Consider the following 18,561-nt stretch of genomic DNA (forward strand, 5'->3'; position numbering starts at 1 on the left):
GGGGGCGGGACGGCCGGGCGACCGGGCGGCGGCGCCCGCCTCCCGGTCCCGGCGCGGCCGGACGGCGGGAGCGCGGTGCGCGGACGTCCGCCCGCCCCGGTCGAGCGCGCCGTCCCCCGTGGCGGCGCGGGGGCGGGAGGCGCGACCGGCGCGGCGGTCCAGGTCACGGCGGCCCGGACCTCGGGGACCTCGGGCGCGGGCAGCGCCCAGGGCAGCTCGCCGGTGACCAGCCCGGCGAGCGGGTCGGGGAACGCGGCGGGCGGCGGCGGGGCCTGCGTGCCGTCCGGTCCGAACAGCCCGCCGTCCCCACCCGCCGCTGCGGCCACGGTCCTCAGCCCTTCGACTTCGCCGGGGTCTTCTTCGCGGCGGGCTTCTTCGCCGCGGGCTTCGCGGCGGCCTTCGCCGTCCTGGCCGCGGGCTTCTTCTTCGTGCTCGGCCCCTTGGCCCGCTTCTCCGCCAGCAGCTCGGAGGCCCGCTCGTCGGACAGCGTCTCCACGTTGTCCGACTTGCGCAGCGAGGCGTTGGTCTCGCCGTCGGTCACGTACGGGCCGAAGCGGCCCTCCTTGACCACCATCGGCTTGCCGGACACCGGGTCGTTCCCCAGCTCCTTGAGCGGCGGGGCCGCCGCCGCGCGACCGCGCTTCTTGGGCTCGGCGTAGATCTTCAGCGCCTCGTCCAGGGTCACCGTGAACAGCTGGTCCTCGGTGGTCAGCGACCGCGAGTCGGTGCCGCGCTTGAGGTACGGCCCGTACCGGCCGTTCTGCGCGGTGATCTCCGCGCCGGACTCCGGGTCGGCGCCGACCACGCGCGGCAGGGACAGCAGCCGCAGCGCGTCCTCCAGCGTCACGGTGTCCAGCGACATGGACTTGAACAGCGAGCTGGTGCGCGGCTTCGCGGCCTTCTTGCCCTCGGCGGGCTCGGGCAGCACCTCGGTGACGTACGGCCCGAAGCGGCCCTCCTTGGCCACGATCTCGTGCCCGGTCGCCGGGTCGTTGCCCAGCGAGCGCCCCTCCTGCGGGGTCGCGAACAGCTTCTCCGCGATCTCCAGGCTCAGCTCGTCCGGCGGCAGGTCGTCGGGCAGGTTCGCCCGCTGCGACGCGCCGTCGACCTCGCGCTCCAGGTACGGCCCGTACCGGCCGACCCGGACCACGACGGTGTGCCCGCCCTCGTCGCTGAACAGCGGGATCGAGTTGATCTCGCGGGCGTCGATCTCCTCGACGCTGGAGCCGACCAGCTTCTTGAGCCCGCCGGAGCGGCCGATCGAGGACTCGGGGCCGACGTCGCCGCCGAAGTAGAAGCCGGACAGCCAGGTGGTGCGCTCCTGGCGACCCTCGGCGATGCCGTCGAGCTCGTCCTCCAGCGCGGCGGTGAAGTCGTAGTCGACCAGCCTGCCGAAGTGCTGCTCCAGCAGCCCGACCACCGCGAACGCCACCCAGGAGGGCACCAGCGCGGAGCCCTTCTTCCACACGTAGCCGCGGTCCTGGATGGTGCTGATGATCGACGCGTAGGTGGACGGGCGGCCGATGCCCAGGTCCTCCATGGTCTTGATCAGGCTGGGCTCGGTGAAGCGCGGCGGCGGCGAGGTCGAGTGGCCGTCGGCGGACAGCTCGGCGGCGCGCACCGGCTGCTCGGCGACCAGCTGCGGCAGCCGGGACTCGGCGTCGTCGGCGTTGCCGCCCGCCTCCGAGTCGACCGTCTCCACGTACGCCTTGAGGAAGCCCGCGAACGTGATCGTGCGGCCGGAGGAGGCGAACAGCACGTCCTCGCCGCCGCCGGTGCGGCCCGCGACTCGCACGCTCGTGGTGTTGCCGCGCGCGTCGGCCATCTGGGAGGCGATGGTGCGCTGCCAGATCAGCTCGTAGAGCTTGTACTCGTCGGAGTCCAGCTCGCGGGCCACCTGGCCGGGGGTGCGGAAGACCTCGCCCGCCGGGCGGATGGCCTCGTGCGCCTCCTGGGCGTTCTTGACCTTGCGGGTGTACTGCCTGGGCTCCTTGGCCACGTACTGCGCGCCGTACAGGTCGGTGGCCTGGGCGCGGGACGCGGTGATGGCGGTCTCCGACAGCGCGGTGCTGTCGGTTCGCATGTAGGTGATGTAGCCGTTCTCGTACAGCTTCTGCGCGGCCCGCATCGTGCGGTCGGCGGAGAAGCGGAGCTTGCGGCCCGCCTCCTGCTGGAGCGTGGAGGTCATGAACGGCGGGTACGGCTTGCGCGTGTAGGGCTTCTCCTCGACGGAGGCCACGCGCATGGCCGCGCCGGTCAGGCCCTCGGCGATGGCGCGGGCGTGCGCCTCGTCCAGCACCTTGACCTCGACGCCGTCCTTGAGGCGGCCGTCGGAGCCGAAGTCGCGGCCGGTGGCGAGCCTGGTGCCGTCGACGGAGACGAGCCTGCCCGCGAACTGGCGCGGGGTGGCCTCGGGGCCCGCGTCGATGGTCGCCGAGACGTCCCAGAACGAGGCGGTCACGAACTTCATCCGCTCGCGCTCGCGCTCGACCACGATGCGGGTGGCCACCGACTGGACGCGGCCCGCCGACAGCTTCGGCATGACCTTCTTCCACAGCACGGGGCTGACCTCGTAGCCGTAGAGGCGGTCCAGGATGCGGCGGGTCTCCTGCGCGTCGACCAGGCTCAGGTCGAGGTCGCGCGGGCTGGCGGCGGCGGCGAGGATCGCGGGCTCGGTGATCTCGTGGAACACCATGCGGCGCACCGGGACCGAGGGCTTGAGGGTCTCCAGCAGGTGCCAGGCGATCGCCTCGCCCTCGCGGTCGCCGTCCGTCGCGAGGTAGAGCTCGTCGACGCCCTTGAGCAGCTCCTTGAGCTCCGCGACGGTCGACTTCTTGTCCGGGGTGACGATGTAGAGCGGCTCGAAGTCGTGGTCGACGTCCACGCCGAGCCGCGCCCAGGGCTGGCCCTTGTACTTGGCGGGCACGTCGGCCGCGCCGCGCGGCAGGTCCCGGATGTGCCCCTTCGACGACTCCACGACGAAGCCGTTGCCGAGGTAGGACGCGATCTTGCGCGCCTTGGTGGGCGACTCGACGATCACCAACCGCCGGTTGCCGTCCGCACTTCCCCCGGTGCTCTTCCTCGTTCGCGTCGATCCAGCCACGCCGTCCTGCTCTCTTCGACCACTGTGTTCCCGACCCGCCAGTGTGCACTGCCCGGCGACCGCCGCAGGGCTGCCCTGGTCGGGACAGGGTGACACAACTGTGCCTGAACTTCCCCCAGGACGAGCCGCTAAGCGGCGGGCCAGGTGCGGTCCCCGACCCCGGTCGGAGCACGTCCGACCAGCTCGGAGAGCCGTTCCAACCGCCTTCGGCCGGTCACCCGCAAAGCCGGTCCGCCCGACTTCGGGGTGAGCAGCGCGGCGGGCAGCCCGGCCGAGGCGTGGGCCGCGCGGAGCGGTTCGTGGGTGTCCGGCGCGTCCGGGTCGAGGCCGAGCAGGTAGCCCGGCTCGACCCAGCGGCCCGAGGTGAGCGCCCACAGCCGCAGCACGCCGCCGTGCGGGGTGAACCCGCTCGGGACGACCTTGGCCCCCGCGAGCAGCCAGTGCGCGGCGAGCGGGGCGAGGTCGGTCCGGAAAGGGGTCCTGACCTGCACCGGGGGCTGGGCTCCCGGCTCCTGCCCGGCCGCGGGCGGCTCGGGGTCGCCGACCGGTTCGGGCGCGCCGGACTCGGCCTGGACGCCGCGCTCGGCGAGGGCCGCGACGAGCGCGGGCCCGCGCCAGGGGTCGGCGAGGACGGCGGTGAGGCGGGCGGCCCGCCCCCTGGCGAAGCCGAGCACCCGGCCCGGCCCGCAGAGCAGGCCGGCCAGGTCGTCGACGCCCGGTCGCCGCGCCTCGGCCGAGTAGAAGGACAGCTGTTGCCCCACGACCCGGCAGCGTAGAACAGGCGTTCGACGCCGGCCAGTCTCCGACGCGGGCGGGGCGGTTCGCCGAACCGCCCCGATCTCACTCTTTCGTGTGAAATTCGACCCGTTGACGCCCGTGTGGGCGCCGGGTCACTTCCCCGCGATCGCGGACATCTGCTTGACGACGTCCACGCACTCGGGGGTCTTCTCCAGCACCTCGTTGAGCTCGGGCTTGCTCTTGCCGACCTCCTGCAGGGGCGCGACCAGCGTCTCGGCGGTGCTCCCCTCGGACAGCTCGTCCAGCTCGGCCTCGAAGGCAGGGCTGGTCGGGTCGAGCGCCTTGACCTTCTCCACCGCCGCCGCGGCCTCGTCGCCGGAGGTCTTGAGCAGGGTGATGAGCTGCTGGTGGAACTCCTCGCCGACCACGGCGGGCGCGCCGATCCCCTCCAGCTGCTTCGCGGCGTCGAGGCTCTCCTTCGCGCCGTCCTCCATGAACTCGACCAGCAGGTCCTTCTGCACGGCCTGCATGTCGGCCTCGCTCACGTCCTCCCCCGCCGACACGGCCTGCGAGAACATCTTCTGCATCAGCTCGACGGCGGCCTTGGCCCGGCCGCCGAGGGCGGTGCAGAAGGAGGCGGCCCAGCGCGCCTCGCGCTCGCCGTCGTCGACCTGCGCGGAGGCCGGGGCCGCGGACACGGCAGCGGAGCTGCTCGCGGGGGCGGCGCCGTCGGCGCCCGTGCCGCAGGCGGCGAGCACGAGGGTCGCGGAGAGCAGCACAGACGTGACGGACAGGTGACGCTTCACTAGCTAGTACCCCCAGAAGAGTTAAAAAATCTTCCCGGAAGGTACATAGCGGGTCCGACAAAGATCGACTGAGTTATTGCAGCGTGCCCAAAGTACGTCCGTTCAGGGGAATTTGAAGCATGAGGCGGCTCGACAGCGGCGGCTCAGCCGCTCCCCGGCATCTGGCCGAGCTCGGACTCCATCTCCTGGCACGGCTTGGCCGCGGCGAAGGCGAGGGCCAGCTCCGGGTCCTTCTCGGCGTTCTCCAGGTGCTTCAGCAGCACGTCGGACCCGCCCTGGCCCTGGTCGAGCGCGCCCATCTGCTCCGCGAAGGCCGGGTCGGTGACGGCCAGCCCCCGCATCTTCCTCGCGGCGGCGCCGGACTCCGCGCCCGCGCCCTCCAGGAACTCGACCATCTCCGCGTGCAGCGCGGTGGAGCTCGCGGTGGGCGCGCCCAGCTCGTTCAGCTTCCCCAGCGAGCCGGACATCGCGGTCTCGGTGCCGCTGAGGTAGTCCAGCACCGCGCTCCGGTAGCCGTCGAGGTTGCCCTTCTCCATCTCGGAGCTGACGTCCTTGAGCATCACGAGGCTGCGGTCGACCATGCCGGTGAAGGTGGTGCAGAGCTCCCCCGCCCAGTCGACCGCCTTCGTGTTGTCACCGCCGCCCGCCTTGGCGCTCGCCGAGGTCGGGGCGGCCGAGGCGGACCCTGCGGGCGCGGGCGCGGAGGACGAGGTCGCCGGGGCGCCGCTCGCGGGCGAGGCCGTGCCCTCGGTGCCGGACGAGCACGCGGAGAGCACGGCGGCCGAGGCCAGGGCTGCGCCGACCAGGGAAACGCGGAACTTCATGGAAAAGATACCCCCAAGCGAGTGAAAACCTCCCCCGCGAAAAGGTACAGATCGTTTTCCACTTGGTCCAGAGACCATTCCACCGGCGAATTCGATCTTTTGAGGGGTGCGCGCCGGGACCGCGCTCAGCCGCCGATCTGCCGCTGGATCTCGACGCACTTCGGCGCCGTGGTCATGGCCTGCTCCAACTCGGGGACGCCGGAGACCTTCTCACCGTGCGCGAGCAGGGCGCTCGCGCCGTCCAGGCCACCGGCCCCGGACACCGCCTGCTCGAAGTCGGGGTCGTTGGGGTCGAGCGCCGCGACCTGCTGCTTGGCCTGCCCGAGCTGGCCGTTGACCTGGTCGAGCATCTCGGCGACCTCGCCGTGCAGCTCCTCGGCCCCCGGCAGCGGGACGCCGACCTTCTCGAACTCGCCCTCGGCGGCCTTGAAATCGATCTCCAACTTGGAGATGAATTCCGTGAAAGCCGCCAGTTGCGCCTTGTTGCGCTCCACCACGTCGGTCACGTTCGGCAGCTGGACGTGCTTCTCCTGGTACGCCTTGAGGCCGAGCGCGTAACCTCCGACCAGTCCGCAGTAGGCCTCCGCCCACGCGGTGACCTTGTCGCCCGAGGGCGTGGCGGCGGCCGAGGACGACGCGGGCGCCGAGGTCCCGGAGGACGCGGGCCCCGAGGACGGGGACGCGGCCGGGTCGGTGGGACCGGACGAGCAGGCGGACAGCGCGACGGCGGCGACGAGCAGCGCGCCGACGGCGGAGTGGTGCTTCACGGTGCGTACCCCCGGACGAGTGAGGTGATCTCGCACAAGGTAGCGAGCCGCCCGACCACCGACCAGGCTCCGCCGACCGGCGCACCCGGTCGGGCGCGGCCTGCGACCTCGGTCCGCGTCCCCGGTCTGCGTCCCCGCCCCTCCGGGACCTCAGCCCTTCAGCACCGAGGCGTACTCGGTCAGCACCCGGTTCATGGCCTCGCAGTCCGAGGACGCGGTGAACGCGGGCTTGAACGCCGGGTCGGCGGCGAGCTTGTTCGCGAGCTTGACCGCGAGCCCCGGATTGGCCTCCTTGCCGCCCTCGACCTTGTTCAGCTTCGTCGCGAAGGCGGGGTCGGCGGGGTCGAGCGGGGCCATCCCGGTCATGGCCTTGCGCACGAACCCGGCGGTGCTGCGGAAGTACTCGACCGCCTCCTCGTGCAGCGCGGTGGTGGAGCCGCTGGGCGCGCCGAGGGCGTCGAGCTCTTCGCCCAGGTCCTCCAGCTCGGGGGCGACCTGCTGGAAGTAACCGATCATCGTGGACTTGAGCGCGGCGTAGTCCTTCGACGGCAGCTTATTAGCCGCGACGAAGAACTCGCCGCTCAGCTCGAAGACGGGCGCGCTCCCCGCGCAGAAGGTGTCGACCCACTCCTGGACCGAGCCCTTCCCGGAACCGCCCGACGAGCTCTTCGAGGTGGGCGCGGTCGAGGCGTCCGCCCCGGAACCGCCGGACTCCGGCACGGCCGCACCGGTGATCGCGCTGGAGCAGCCGACCAGCACGACCGCTGCGGAGAGTGACGCGCCGACCACGGCGAAGCGAACCCTCACAACCCCTGAACCCCCCACGGCAAGACTTTCCTGACCTGGGGGAACCTACCCGTCAGCTCACGAGGTCGACGGCGGGGCGGAGGACTCGGCCGCGGGTGCGCCCGCGGTCGCGGAGGGTGACGGGCTGGCGGTGCGCAGCGCCTGGCACTTCGGGGCCTTGCGCGCGGCGGCGGCCAGCTCCGGCGTGGACTCGACCTCCTTCAGCGGCACGCTGAAGTCCGCGAGCTTGGCGAGCGCGTCCCTGGCGGGCGCGAGACCGCCGTACTGGTCGTTCGCGTCGGCCTGCTCCACGGCGGTCTTGGCGTCGGTGAACACCGTGGCCATCTCGGTGAAGGTGCCCGCCATCTTCTCCACGACCTGGTCACCACCCGCGACGGGCGACTCGCCGACGGCCCGCAGCTCGGTCGCGCTCCTGGTGAACGCCTCGCCGAACTGGCCCATGTAGACGGCCATCAGCTCCTTGCGCTTGCCGGGGTCGGTGACGTCCGCGCCCGGCGGGGTCTTCTGCACGGTGGCGAACGCCGAGGTCGCCGAGCACACCTTGTCCAGGTAGTCGGCGGCCAGCTGCTCCGGCGAGGCCGAGGTGGACGTGCTGCTCGTGGTCGGCGTCGGCTCGGAGTCCTGCCCGGTGCAGCCCGCGAGCAGGCACGCGGAGAGCGCCGAGGCGGCGACGGCGGTGACGAGACGGGCTCTCATGTCGGCCTCCTGGGTAGGCGGGTGGTCGGTGCTCGCCCCCCATTCCACCGAACGACCCCGAGGGGGAGCACCACGGGGTGGTGCTCCCCACTGCCGATCGGACCTTTCCGGGTGGCTCCGACTAGGCGGCGCCACCCGTGGCGCGGGCCTGGACGGGGTCGGTGACGGTCGCCTGCGCGGGCACGCTGGGCGAGCCCGACGGCGGGTCGGCGGGCTCGTCGCCGATGACCGTGCCGCGCCGCTTGGACACCACGACCGCCGCCACCACGACGCCGACGGCGACCGCCGCGATGCCGTAGCGGATGGGGGCCGAGGCGTCCGCGCCGATCGAGAACGTCACGACGGCGGGCGCGATCAGCACCGAGACCAGGTTCATCACCTTGATCAGCGGGTTGATCGCGGGACCGGCGGTGTCCTTGAACGGGTCGCCGACGGTGTCGCCGATGACCGTGGCGGCGTGCGCGTCGGAGCCCTTGCCGCCGTGGTGGCCGTCCTCGACGAGCTTCTTGGCGTTGTCCCAGGCACCACCGGAGTTGGCCAGGAACACCGCCATCAGCGTGCCGGTGGCGATCGCGCCCGCCAGGTAGCCCGCGAGCGGCCCGACGCCGAGGCCGAAGCCGACCGCGATGGGGGCCATCACCGCGAGCAGGCCGGGCGTGGCCAGCTCCCGCAGCGAGTCCCTGGTGCAGATGTCCACGACGCGGCCGTACTCGGGCTTGGTGGTGCCGTCCATGATGCCGGGGTTGTCGCGGAACTGGCGGCGCACCTCGAACACGATGGCGCCCGCCGCGCGGGTCACCGCGTTGACCGCGAGGCCCGAGAACATGAACACCACGGCCGCGCCGATCACCAGTCCGACCAGGACGTTCGGCGTGAACGCCACGAAGTCCTGCGCCTCGAACACACCGCCGACCTCGACGAGCGCCTTCTCGATGGCGTCCTTGTAGGACCCGAACAGGGCAGCCGCGGCGAGCACCGCCGTGGCGATCGCGATGCCCTTGGTGATGGCCTTGGTGGTGTTGCCGACCGCGTCCAGCTCGGTGAGGACCTGCGCGCCCTCGCCGTCGACGTCGCCGGACATCTCGGCGATGCCCTGGGCGTTGTCGGAGACCGGGCCGAACGTGTCCATGGCGACGATGACGCCGACCGTGGTCAGCAGGCCGCAGCCGGCGAGCGCGACCGCGAACAGCGCCACGATCACCGAGCCGGACAGCAGGAACGCGCCGTACACGGCCGCGCCGATCACCAGCGCGGTGTACACGGCGGACTCGAAGCCGAGCGAGATGCCGGACAGGATCACGGTGGCCGCGCCGGTCAGCGAGGTGCGGCCGACCTCCTTGACGGGCTTGTGCTCGGTGCCGGTGTAGTAGCCCGTCAGCCACAGGATGACGCCCGCGAGCACGATGCCGATGAGGACGGCGGCGGCGGCGATCACGGCCGGGTTGCCCTCGGTGGCGGCGATCTCCGCGCTGACGCCGCCCAGCTCGGCGAACGTGCCGGGCAGGAACGCGAACGCGGCGACCGTGCACAGCACCGCCGAGATGACCGCCGAGATGTAGAACGAGCGGTTGATCGCCGACAGGCCGCTCTCACCCGGTCGGGCGCCGGTGATGTACACGCCGATGACCGCCGTGACCACGCCGATGGCGGGCACGATCAGCGGGAACAGCAGGCCCTGCGCGCCGAACGCCGCCGTGCCGAGGATCAGCGAGGCGACGAGGGTGACCGCGTAGGACTCGAACAGGTCGGCGGCCATGCCCGCGCAGTCGCCCACGTTGTCGCCGACGTTGTCGGCGATGGTGGCGGCGTTGCGCGGGTCGTCCTCCGGGATGTTCTGCTCGACCTTGCCGACCAGGTCGGCGCCGACGTCGGCGGCCTTGGTGAAGATGCCGCCGCCGACGCGCATGAACATGGCCAGCAGCGCGGCGCCGAACCCGAAGCCCTCCAGGACCCTCGGGGCCTGGCCCGCGTAGACCAGCACGACGACCGCCGCGCCGAACAGGCCGAGGCCGACGGTGAACATGCCGACCACGCCGCCGGTGCGGAACGCCACCCGCATGGCCTTCTCGCGCCCGCTCTGGCCCGCCTGGGCCGCCGCCGCCACGCGCACGTTCGCGCGCGTGGACAGCCACATGCCCAGGTAGCCGATGGTCGCCGAGAACGCGGCGCCCACGATGAAGAACAGCGACCTGCCGATCCGCTCGCCGGTGTCCTCGGCCGGGAGCAGGAACAGCAGGGCGAAGACCACGACGACGAAGATGCCGAGGGTCCGGAACTGCCGGTTGAGGTAGGCCGAAGCGCCTTCCTGGACCGCCTTGGCGATGTCCTGCATCTTGGCGGTGCCCTGGCCCGCGGCCAGCACCTCCTTGAGCAGGACAGCTCCGACTACGAGAGCGGCCAGGGCGACCACGGCGACCGCGGCGACGAGGCCGCGATCACCTCCGGAGAGCTCTATGCCCTCCGCGAGGAATTGCCGGGACATCCGTCCTCCTGGTTGAGTGATGAGCCCAACGAGGGTGCCTCGACGACCGCTTCGGCACGGGCCGCCTACACCCGGTCTGTCCCGACGCGACGTGATCCATCCCTCATTGGATGCGATAGCGGCGGAGTCTATTCACCTCCGGGCCGGGGGCGACAGTGCGTCTCAATCCGTGCACGCACCGTTATCAACGCAGGAAGCCGCCGTGATCGTGGACCGGTGTGCTTAGCTGCCGCCTGTGGCGAACCAGGGACGTCGACTGCTGGACCGGGTGCTCGCCGGGGTTCCGCTCGGCGAGGCCCCGCTGACGCACGCCGAGGAGCTGCCCGGACAGGACGCGCGGGAGGTCCCGTGGCCGTCCTGGGCGGCCCCCGAGGTGGTGTCCGCACTGGTGGAGCGGGGTGTGCCCGCGCCGTGGTCGCACCAGGCGCGGGCGGCGGAGCTGGCGTGGTCGGGGCGGGACGTGGTGGTGGCGACCGGCACCGCGTCGGGCAAGTCGCTGGCCTACCAGCTGCCGGTGCTGAGCGCGCTCGTGGCGGACGGGCGGGCAACTGCTCTGTACCTGTCGCCGACGAAGGCGCTGGGAGCGGACCAGATCCGCGCGGTGGAGGAGCTGGCGGTTCCGGGGGTGCGGGCGGCCTCGTTCGACGGGGACACCGCGATGGACGAGCGGGACTGGGTGCGGGCGCACGCGAACTGGGTGTTCAGCAACCCGGACATGCTGCACCGGGGCGTGCTGCCGAACCACGCGCGGTGGATCCGGTTCTTCCGCAAGCTCGCTTACGTGGTGGTGGACGAGTGCCACGCGTACCGGGGCGTGTTCGGCTCGCACGTGGCGCTGCTGCTGCGGCGGTTGCGGCGGGTGGCGCGGCGGTACGGGGCGGACCCGGTGTTCGTGCTGGCGTCGGCGACCGTGGCCGAGCCCGCGGCGTCGGCGGAGCGGCTGGTGGGGAAGCCGTGCGCGGCGGTGGTGGAGGACGGGTCGCCGCGCGCGGGGCGGGTGGTGGCGCTGTGGGAGCCGCCGCTGCTGTCCGAGCTGGAGGGTGAGAACGGCGCGCCGGTGCGGCGGTCGGCGGGCGCGGAGACGGCGCGCATCCTGGCGGACCTGGTGGTCGAGGGGGCGCGGTCGCTGGCGTTCGTGCGGTCGCGGGTCGGGGCGGAGCTGACCGCGATGGGCGCGCGGCGGGTGCTGGCCGAGGTGGACCCGGAGCTGCCGGGGCGGGTCGCCGCGTACCGGGGCGGGTACCTGCCGGAGGAGCGGCGGGCGCTGGAGAAGGCGCTGGCGAGCGGGGACCTGCTCGGGGTGGCGACGACGAACGCGCTGGAGCTGGGCGTGGACATCGCCGGGCTGGACGCGGTGGTGGTGGCCGGGTTCCCCGGCACGCTGGCGTCGTTCTGGCAGCAGGCGGGGCGCGCGGGCCGGTCGGGCGGGGACTCGCTGGTGGTGTTCGTGGCGCGGGACGACCCGCTGGACACGTACCTGGCGCACCACCCGGAGGCGGTGCTGCGGCGGCCGGTGGAGGCGACCGTGCTGGACCCGTCGAACCCGTACGTGCTGGCCCCGCACCTGGCGTGCGCGGCGGCGGAGCTGCCGCTGACCGAGGAGTGCCTGGCGGGGTTCGGGGAGGGCGCGCGCGAGGTGGTGGACGGGCTGGTCGCGGACCGGGTGCTGCGGCGGCGGCCCAACGGCGGCTGGTACTGGACGGCGCGGGAGCGCCCGCAGGGGCAGGTGGACATCCGGGGGTCGGGCGGCGAGCAGGTCGTGGTCGTGGAGGGCGACACCGGGCGGGTGCTCGGCACGGTCGACCCGGCGGCGGCGCACTGGACGGTGCACGAGGGCGCGGTGTACCTGCACCAGGGCGAGTCGTACGTGGTGGACTCGCTGGACCTGGAGGCCGGGATCGCGCTGGTGCGCGCGGAGCGCCCGGACTGGAGCACGACGGCGCGGGACACCAAGGACATCGTGGTGGTGCGGGTCGAGCAGGAGCGGCGGTTCGCCGGGGTGCGGGTGTGCCTGGGCGAGGTCGAGGTGACCTCGCAGGTGGTGTCGTACCTGCGGAAGCTGCCGTCCGGCCAGGTGGTCGACCAGGTGCCGCTGGACCTGCCGCCGCAGGTGCTGCGCACGCGGGCGGTCTGGTACACGGTGGACGAGTCGTTGCTGGGCAGCGCGCCGGGAGGCGCCGGTCTGGCTCCGGCGACCGTCCCCGGCGCGCTGCACGCCGCCGAGCACGCGGCGATCGGCCTGCTACCGCTCTTCGCGACCTGCGACCGGTGGGACATCGGCGGGGTGTCGACCGCGCTGCACCAGGACACCGGGGAGGCGACGGTGTTCGTGCACGACGGTCATCCGGGTGGAGCCGGATTCGCCGACCGCGGTTTCGCCGCGGTGGTCCCGTGGTTGGCCGCGGCGCGGGAGGCCATCTCCTCGTGCGCGTGCCCTGCGGGGTGCCCGTCCTGCGTGCAGTCGCCGAAGTGCGGCAACGGCAACGATCCGCTGGACAAGGCGGGTGGCGCGGCCGTGCTGGACGTCGTCCTCAGAGCGGTGGGAAACCCACCCCCCGACGCCCAGCCCGACCGGCTGGGTGGTTCTGGTGGAGCTGCTGGTGCTGGTTCTGGTTCTGGTGGTTCTGGTGCTGGTCTGGCAGGCGAGGCTGGTACCGCGCGTTGAACCGCTGACGCCATGGCACTGGCATCGCGGGTGAAGCAGGCATCGCGGGTGGAACCGGTCATGCGGGTGGGTGTGCTTCCTGCGGGTGGAACTGGCGACGCCATGGCACTGGCGCAACCGTGGTGCGGTTCTCTCCTGCTTCACCGCCGCCGGGCTCCCCCGGCGACGGCGCAGCACCTCGGGGGTACCGGTCCCCTCGGTGCCACGTCAGTGGTGGCGCGTACCGCCTCCGGCGACCTGGCCCGTTTCTGGCCCCGGTCGCATGTCCCTGGCGCAGGCCTCGGTCGCATCAGGACTCGGTTCCCCACGGCAGCCGGGCCTCAGTTCCCGGCTGGCCGTCAGGCCCCAGTTCCCGGCAGCCGTCAAGCTCCAGCTCCCGGTTAGCCGTCAGGCCCCGGTCCCCGTCGTCCCTCAGGACTCGAGGGCGACGAGCCCGTCGTGGCGCACGGCCAGGGCGGAGCCGATGGCGTCGAGCACGGTGCCGGGCTCGGGGAGCTGCCACCCGCACACCTGCGGCTTGACCCGCCAGTGCACGACCCCGTGCCGCGCGGGCGAGGGCGGGAGCGTGATGTGCTCGCCGCGCGCCCGGTGGACGACGCCGCGCGCGGCGAGGTCCTCCCGGACGACACCGCCGGACCGCACCAGGAACATCCACCGCCCGTCCGGCGTGGCCACGATCGGCGCGGGCGCGCCGGCGGTGCGCAGCGCGACGGCGGCCCGCTTGCCCAGCTCGGCGTTCACCTCGACGGCGTCCACGCCGTGCCCGGTGGCGAGCAGGATCGTGTAGGACCCGCCGGTCCACCAGGTGGCGACCTGCTCGGGCAGCGTGCCGATCCGCTCGCGCCAGTCGGCGTGCACCGGAACGGGCCCGCTCGCCTCGACCTGGTCGCGCCCGAGCCAGCCGTCACCCGAGGGGTAGGTACCGGGGAGCACCGGCCAGCCGTGCCACGCGAGGTTGACCGCCTCCGCGCGCAGCTCGATGCGGAACGCTCCGCGCCAGCTCTCCGACCACTCCATCTTGGGTTCGCCTCCTCGAAAACCGCGACTCTGCGTCGGGGCGGTGTGACGCGACACCGTCCGGTGCCGCCACTTGAACTAACGGCACGACCCACCCCCTCGGTAACCCGCGAGTCGACAACTGGTCGCTCGGGCACGGCGAGCGCCAAGACCGACTTCGCCGCGCTGAACGCCGCACACCCCCACCACCCCCGCGCAAACCCCCGAATCCCCAAACTGTGAACCCGCTCACCGTGGCGAGACGACCGCTCGTCGCGCCACGGGCCCGAGGAGCGACCACGAGAACGGTGCGACGGACGGCCAGCACGCCGAGTCCGCACCAAGGCGGACAAGGACACGAGCGAGGCTCGACCACCGATTCCGGTCACGGTCAGGGCCCGGCTCGGGCGCGCCCGACGGGCGTGCCGAACAGGCTGGCGGGCCCGGACACCGAGACGGCCACCTCCCACTCGCGCACCGAACACCGCTCCAGCACCACCCCCATCTCCCGAACGACCCGCTCAGCCCACCCGCAGGCCGCGCCGTCCCCCTCCACCAACCGCCCGGCCGCGGCAAGCGCAGCGAGATCAGCAGCCGCGACCACCCGATGCCGCACCACGACCGCCGCCCCGAACTGCACGCCGAGCACGGCCAACGACACCAGCACCACCACCAGCACCGCGCCGAGCACCGAGGCCGACCCCCGGTCTCCAAGACGCATTCGCACCCACCCCTCAACGGATCGCTCGCGGACAAGAGGAAAACGCTTGCCCCACCTGGCGCCCACACCCACCGCGTGCCCGGCACTCCGGCACTCCGGCACTCCGGCACTCCGGCGGCGGCCGGCCCTTTGGGCGGCCACCGCCGGAGAGCGCGTGGCGGTGAGCGCTAACCACCCGGCGGGGCGCCATCGGGAGGGATGCCGTCCGGCGGGTCGTGGTCACCCGGTGGCGCGTAGGAGCCCGGCGACCAGTCGGCCACTCCCACGTCCGCGGTCTCCAGGACCGCGTAAGCGCGCGCCTTGACCCAGGACACCGCCACCTCCACGGTCACCGCGTCGGGTTCCCCGGTCACGGTCAGGGTCGCGTTCTCCGGGGCGATGCGCCCGACCGCTTTCCGCGCCTCGGACTCCGGGTCCCCCCTGGCGATGAGGCGGGCGGCTTCCCGCGCGGCGTCGGTGCAGCGCAGGTGGTCGACCACGGTCAGCACGCCCTCCGCGCAGCAGGCCAGCACCAGCAGCGCGGTGAGCATCGTCAGCGCCAGCTCGACGGTCACCGAGCCCCGGTCGTCCAGTGCCACCCGGTTCGGGCGGGTTCTCATGTCGCACCCGCCAGTGCTCGGTCCAGGATCGTCTTCAGGGCGTTCGCGGCCCAGCCCTGGGAGATCACCACGTACAGGACACCGGCGAAAGCCGCCGCGCACAGGGCGCAGAAGGCGTACTCCAGCGTGGCCACACCTCGGTCATCCAGCACTTCATCCTCCATCGTGGACGGTCAGCGGTTCAATCCGGAGGCGATGCCGATCAGGACCGGCGCCACCCCCAGGCACAGGAACGCGGGCAGGAAGCACAGGGACAGCGGGCCCGCCACCAGGACCGCCGCCCGCTGGGCCCTGCTCTCCGCGTCGTCGGCGGCGCCCGCGCGGAGCCGCGCCGCCAAGTGGGCCACCTGATCGGCCAGCGCCGCCCCCGAACGGGCGGTTCTCCTGGCCGACCTGGCGAGCGGCGCGGTGGCCGGGTGGTCCAGGGCCGGGTCCCAGGCCGTCGCCGGGTCCGCGCCCAGCGCAAGCAGGTCGCGGACCTGCCCCAGGCGCTCCGCCGCGCCCGGCGGGGTTCCCGGCAGGACGGCGTGCAGCGCGCTCGGCACCGGGAGGCCCGAGCGCAGCGCCGCCGCGAACAGGTCCCAGGTCTCGGCCAGCGCCAGCGGATCCGGTGGGGATCGCTTGGCACGCCGGGGTTGTGCGGTCGGTGGGACGGGTGGGCGCAGGCGGGCGCACGGGGAGCGCCTGCCCGGCAGGACCAGCACGGCCAGCGCCAGCAGCAGGAAGCTCATGCGGCGCTCCCGGTCAGACCGGCGCTCCAGCGCAGGCCCACCACCAGGAGCAGCACGCCCACCAGCAGGAGCGCTTGTCCCGGCAGGGTGTCGCGCAGGATCGACAGCGGGGACGTGCCGGACAGCTGCCCCAGCAGGACCCCCAGCACCGGCAGCGCGGCCAGCACCGCGGCGCTCGTCCTCGGACCGGCCATCCGGGCGTGGACGGTCCGGGTGAAGGCGGTCCTGCGCTCCAGGTCCGCGCGGGCGGTGTCGAGCACCTCGGCCAGCGGCACGCCGTGGTGGTCCGCGAGGCGCCACGCCCTGGCCAGGCGGGCGGCCGGGGTGCCCGCCAGCGCGGACACCACGTCGCCTCCCCTCGCCGTGGACGTCGCTATCGCGGTCAGCGCGGTCGCGGCGGGCTCCGCCGCGTCCTGGGCCGCCGCCCGCGCCGCGCCCGCCGGGTGGGCGCCGGTGCGCAGTTCGGTGGTGAAAGAGCGCAGCCCCTCCGCCAGGGCGTCGGCCGCCAGCAGGTCGGCCCGGTGAGCGGCTCGGACGCGGTGCGCCTGCCACAGGACAGCGGCCAGCACCACGCCCGACACCGCACCGGCCGGGCCCAGGAGCAGACCCAGCAGCGCACCGGCACCCACGACCAGCGGTGTGGTCAGGCGGAAGGCGAAGCGGGGGTTCCGCTTGCCGCGCAAGGATTCCAGGCGTCCTCGGGCGGTGGACGGCAGGAGCAGCACGGCCACCGCGAACAGCAGCAGGCTCATGTCGACACCCGCGAACGCCGGGCCGGAGCACCGCGCAGCACCGGAACACCACAGCGGACCGGCGGAGCGGAGCGGCGGGCCGCGGAGCGCGGGACGGCCGCGGTGGCGCGGAAGCGGGGTGTGGCGGGCTCCTCCCCGGTCATCGGCCCGGCTCCAGCAGCGCGCGGTTCAGCCAGCCGGTGTCGTGGCGCCAGACCGGGACCACGCGGAGGTCGCCCGCCGCGCGCTCGAACACGCCGATCTCCACCAGGCGACGGCCCTCCGGGGTCCTGCGGACGTGCAGGACGGCCCGGAGCGCCGCCAGCACCTGGCTGTGCAGCGCCACCCGGTCGAGGCCGCCGAGCGCGGCCAGCGCTTCCAGGCGGGCCGGGACCTCGGCCGGGGAGTTCGCGTGCAGGGTGCCCGCTCCGCCCTCGTGACCGGTGTTCAGCGCGCTGAGCAGGTCGCAGACCTCGGCCCCGCGCACCTCGCCGACCACGATGCGGTCCGGGCGCATCCGCAGCGCCTGGCGGACCAGGTCCCGGACGGTCACCTCGCCCGCGCCCTCCACGTTCGCCGCCCGCGCCACCAGGCGGACCACCTGCGGGTGGTCGGGTTCCAGCTCGCCCGCGTCCTCCACGCACACCACCCGCTGGTCGTGCGGGACGCAGCCGAGCAGCGCGGCCAGCAGGGTGGTCTTGCCCGAGCCCGTCCCGCCCACCACCAGGAACGCGGTGCGGGAGCGGACCAGGGCGCGCAGGGCCTCGGCCACCTCGGCGCTGAACGCGCCCCTGGCCCGCAGCTCCGCCAGGTCGTGCGTCGCTGGGCGCAGGACGCGCAGGGACAGGCAGGTGTTCCGGGTGATCGGCGGCAGCACGGCGTGCAGGCGGACCCCACCGGGCAACCAGCCGTCCACGTGCGGCACCGCCTCGTCCAAGCGCCTGCCCGCCGCCACGGCCAGCCGCTGGGCGAGCCTGCGGACCGCCCGCTCGTCGGGGAAGACCACGTCGGTGCGGCGCAGACCGTCCTCGCCGTCGACCCACACCTGGTCCGGGGCGGTGACCAGCACGTCCGTCGTTCCGGGCGCGCGCAGCAGCGGTTCGAGGAGGCCCGCGCCCGCGAACTCGCGGCCCAGCTCGGACATCGCGCGCAGGACCTCCTCGTCGCCGAGCACCCCGCCCGCCTCGCCGCGCACCGCCGCCGCGACCGCCGACGGGGTGAGCTCGGCGCGGCCCTCCGCGAGCCTGCGCCGGACCCGCTCCACCAGATCAGCGCCCACGACGGCCTCCCCGGTCGCGAAGCGCGGGCGGAAAAACCACCCGTTCGAGGAATCCGCGCACCGAACGTGGAATCCAACCGGTGAAGAAATTCGGGTGCGTCACCGTGAGCGCGGCGCATTCACCCGTTTCGGGAAGCCCGCGCATCACCGCTCCAGCGCGGCGACAAACCCCGGAATGGCGTGACGGGCCAACGGTGGGACAACGCCGACCGGGGTCTCGCCGGACCGGCGACGTGGCCGGGTGGCAGCGGTGCAGGACCTCCACCCGGATGAACACCGGGTTCACCCGGTCGAGAGCGTGATCAGCCCGCACGGAGCACCTCCAGGACCGTGGTCGCCGCCTTCGCGAGCGGGCCTCGGGTCGACGTCGGGAAGCGGCCCCGGTCCAGGGCCGAGGCCAGTTGGCGCTGACCGCGCATCCGGGTCAGCAGCGGCACGCCCACGGCGGCGGCCACCTCCCGGGCGCTCAGCCCGCCGGAGGCCCGCACCCGCACGAGCGCTCGGGTGCGCGCGCCCCGCTCGGCCAGCCTGCGGGCCACGCCCCTGGCCGCCGCGCAGGCCCGCACCTCGGCGGGCACCACCAGCACCGTCAGGTCGGCCACCGCGAGCACCGCCG

The 18,561-nt window shown here is 73.6% G+C and carries 16 protein-coding genes and 2 pseudogenes; 1 reads left to right on the forward strand and 17 read right to left on the reverse strand.

The window, feature by feature from the left end; genetic code table 11:
* The 9 genes and pseudogenes from ACTUAL_RS08395 to ACTUAL_RS08435 all read right to left on the reverse strand — a co-directional run.
* Positions 1–326: pseudogene (locus ACTUAL_RS08395) on the reverse strand (hypothetical protein); the annotation flags it as partial.
* Between the two features lie 5 nt (positions 327–331).
* On the reverse strand, positions 332–3,103 hold the full coding sequence (gene topA / locus ACTUAL_RS08400; RefSeq protein WP_177154468.1) for a type I DNA topoisomerase: 2,772 nt from the start codon (positions 3,101–3,103) through the stop codon (positions 332–334).
* Positions 3,104–3,231: 128 nt separating this feature from the next.
* Positions 3,232–3,864: a hypothetical protein gene (locus ACTUAL_RS08405; RefSeq protein WP_440899848.1), complete on the reverse strand. Its 633-nt coding sequence runs from the start codon at positions 3,862–3,864 to the stop codon at positions 3,232–3,234.
* 129 nt (positions 3,865–3,993) lie between these two features.
* Positions 3,994–4,620 (reverse strand): hypothetical protein, encoded by a 627-nt coding sequence (locus ACTUAL_RS08410; RefSeq protein WP_440899849.1) that lies wholly within the window; start codon positions 4,618–4,620, stop codon positions 3,994–3,996.
* A 170-nt stretch (positions 4,621–4,790) separates the two neighbouring features.
* Positions 4,791–5,471: a hypothetical protein gene (locus ACTUAL_RS08415; RefSeq protein ID WP_440899850.1), complete on the reverse strand. Its 681-nt coding sequence runs from the start codon at positions 5,469–5,471 to the stop codon at positions 4,791–4,793.
* Between the two features lie 125 nt (positions 5,472–5,596).
* Positions 5,597–6,238, reverse strand: a complete 642-nt coding sequence (locus tag ACTUAL_RS08420; protein ID WP_440899851.1) for a hypothetical protein — start codon at positions 6,236–6,238, stop codon at positions 5,597–5,599.
* Between the two features lie 150 nt (positions 6,239–6,388).
* Positions 6,389–7,045 (reverse strand): hypothetical protein, encoded by a 657-nt coding sequence (locus tag ACTUAL_RS08425; protein WP_440899852.1) that lies wholly within the window; start codon positions 7,043–7,045, stop codon positions 6,389–6,391.
* Positions 7,046–7,102: 57 nt separating this feature from the next.
* A complete protein-coding gene (locus ACTUAL_RS08430; RefSeq protein WP_096491155.1) occupies positions 7,103–7,741 on the reverse strand; it encodes a hypothetical protein in 639 nt (212 codons plus the stop codon).
* Between the two features lie 121 nt (positions 7,742–7,862).
* Complete coding sequence (locus tag ACTUAL_RS08435; protein ID WP_440899853.1) at positions 7,863–10,223, reverse strand: sodium-translocating pyrophosphatase; 2,361 nt, start codon at positions 10,221–10,223, stop codon at positions 7,863–7,865.
* A 235-nt stretch (positions 10,224–10,458) separates the two neighbouring features.
* Here ACTUAL_RS08435 and ACTUAL_RS08440 point away from each other — a divergent pair, with 235 nt between their 5' ends.
* The gene (locus tag ACTUAL_RS08440; protein WP_440899854.1) at positions 10,459–12,888 is read left to right on the forward strand and encodes a DEAD/DEAH box helicase; all 2,430 of its coding nucleotides are present in this window, start codon (positions 10,459–10,461) and stop codon (positions 12,886–12,888) included.
* Positions 12,889–13,299: 411 nt separating this feature from the next.
* Here ACTUAL_RS08440 and ACTUAL_RS08445 read toward each other — a convergent pair whose 3' ends face one another.
* The 8 genes and pseudogenes from ACTUAL_RS08445 to ACTUAL_RS08480 form a co-directional block, all read right to left on the reverse strand.
* Positions 13,300–13,905, reverse strand: a complete 606-nt coding sequence (locus ACTUAL_RS08445) for a bifunctional DNA primase/polymerase (RefSeq protein WP_096491152.1) — start codon at positions 13,903–13,905, stop codon at positions 13,300–13,302.
* 370 nt (positions 13,906–14,275) lie between these two features.
* Positions 14,276–14,605 (reverse strand): Rv3654c family TadE-like protein, encoded by a 330-nt coding sequence (locus ACTUAL_RS08450; protein WP_440899855.1) that lies wholly within the window; start codon positions 14,603–14,605, stop codon positions 14,276–14,278.
* 167 nt (positions 14,606–14,772) lie between these two features.
* Positions 14,773–15,204: a TadE family type IV pilus minor pilin gene (locus tag ACTUAL_RS08455; protein WP_440899856.1), complete on the reverse strand. Its 432-nt coding sequence runs from the start codon at positions 15,202–15,204 to the stop codon at positions 14,773–14,775.
* Positions 15,201–15,356: a DUF4244 domain-containing protein gene (locus ACTUAL_RS08460; protein ID WP_012782911.1), complete on the reverse strand. Its 156-nt coding sequence runs from the start codon at positions 15,354–15,356 to the stop codon at positions 15,201–15,203. Before ACTUAL_RS08460 ends, ACTUAL_RS08455 begins: the two co-directional genes overlap by 4 nt.
* A 21-nt stretch (positions 15,357–15,377) precedes the next feature.
* On the reverse strand, positions 15,378–15,935 hold the full coding sequence (locus ACTUAL_RS08465) for a type II secretion system F family protein (protein ID WP_440899857.1): 558 nt from the start codon (positions 15,933–15,935) through the stop codon (positions 15,378–15,380).
* Entirely contained in the window at positions 15,932–16,687 is a 756-nt protein-coding gene (locus ACTUAL_RS08470) for a type II secretion system F family protein (RefSeq protein WP_440899858.1), read from the reverse strand. Before ACTUAL_RS08470 ends, ACTUAL_RS08465 begins: the two co-directional genes overlap by 4 nt.
* 139 nt (positions 16,688–16,826) lie before the next feature.
* Complete coding sequence (locus tag ACTUAL_RS08475) at positions 16,827–17,945, reverse strand: TadA family conjugal transfer-associated ATPase (protein WP_440899859.1); 1,119 nt, start codon at positions 17,943–17,945, stop codon at positions 16,827–16,829.
* Between the two features lie 302 nt (positions 17,946–18,247).
* Positions 18,248–18,561 (reverse strand): annotated as a pseudogene (locus ACTUAL_RS08480) (septum site-determining protein Ssd); the annotation flags it as partial.

It is taken from the genome of Actinosynnema sp. (genome assembly GCF_052038725.1).

Bases quoted from the DNA above. Each gene is read 5' to 3' on its own strand.
- ACTUAL_RS08415 (WP_440899850.1), bottom strand. From the start codon at position 5,471: ATGAAGTTCCGCGTTTCCCTGGTCGGCGCAGCCCTGGCCTCGGCCGCC.
- ACTUAL_RS08430 (WP_096491155.1), bottom strand. From the start codon at position 7,741: ATGAGAGCCCGTCTCGTCACCGCCGTCGCCGCCTCGGCGCTCTCCGCG.
- ACTUAL_RS08435 (WP_440899853.1), bottom strand. From the start codon at position 10,223: ATGTCCCGGCAATTCCTCGCGGAGGGCATAGAGCTCTCCGGAGGTGAT.
- ACTUAL_RS08445 (WP_096491152.1), bottom strand. From the start codon at position 13,905: ATGGAGTGGTCGGAGAGCTGGCGCGGAGCGTTCCGCATCGAGCTGCGC.
- ACTUAL_RS08450 (WP_440899855.1), bottom strand. From the start codon at position 14,605: ATGCGTCTTGGAGACCGGGGGTCGGCCTCGGTGCTCGGCGCGGTGCTG.
- ACTUAL_RS08455 (WP_440899856.1), bottom strand. From the start codon at position 15,204: ATGAGAACCCGCCCGAACCGGGTGGCACTGGACGACCGGGGCTCGGTG.
- ACTUAL_RS08465 (WP_440899857.1), bottom strand. From the start codon at position 15,935: ATGAGCTTCCTGCTGCTGGCGCTGGCCGTGCTGGTCCTGCCGGGCAGG.
- ACTUAL_RS08470 (WP_440899858.1), bottom strand. From the start codon at position 16,687: ATGAGCCTGCTGCTGTTCGCGGTGGCCGTGCTGCTCCTGCCGTCCACC.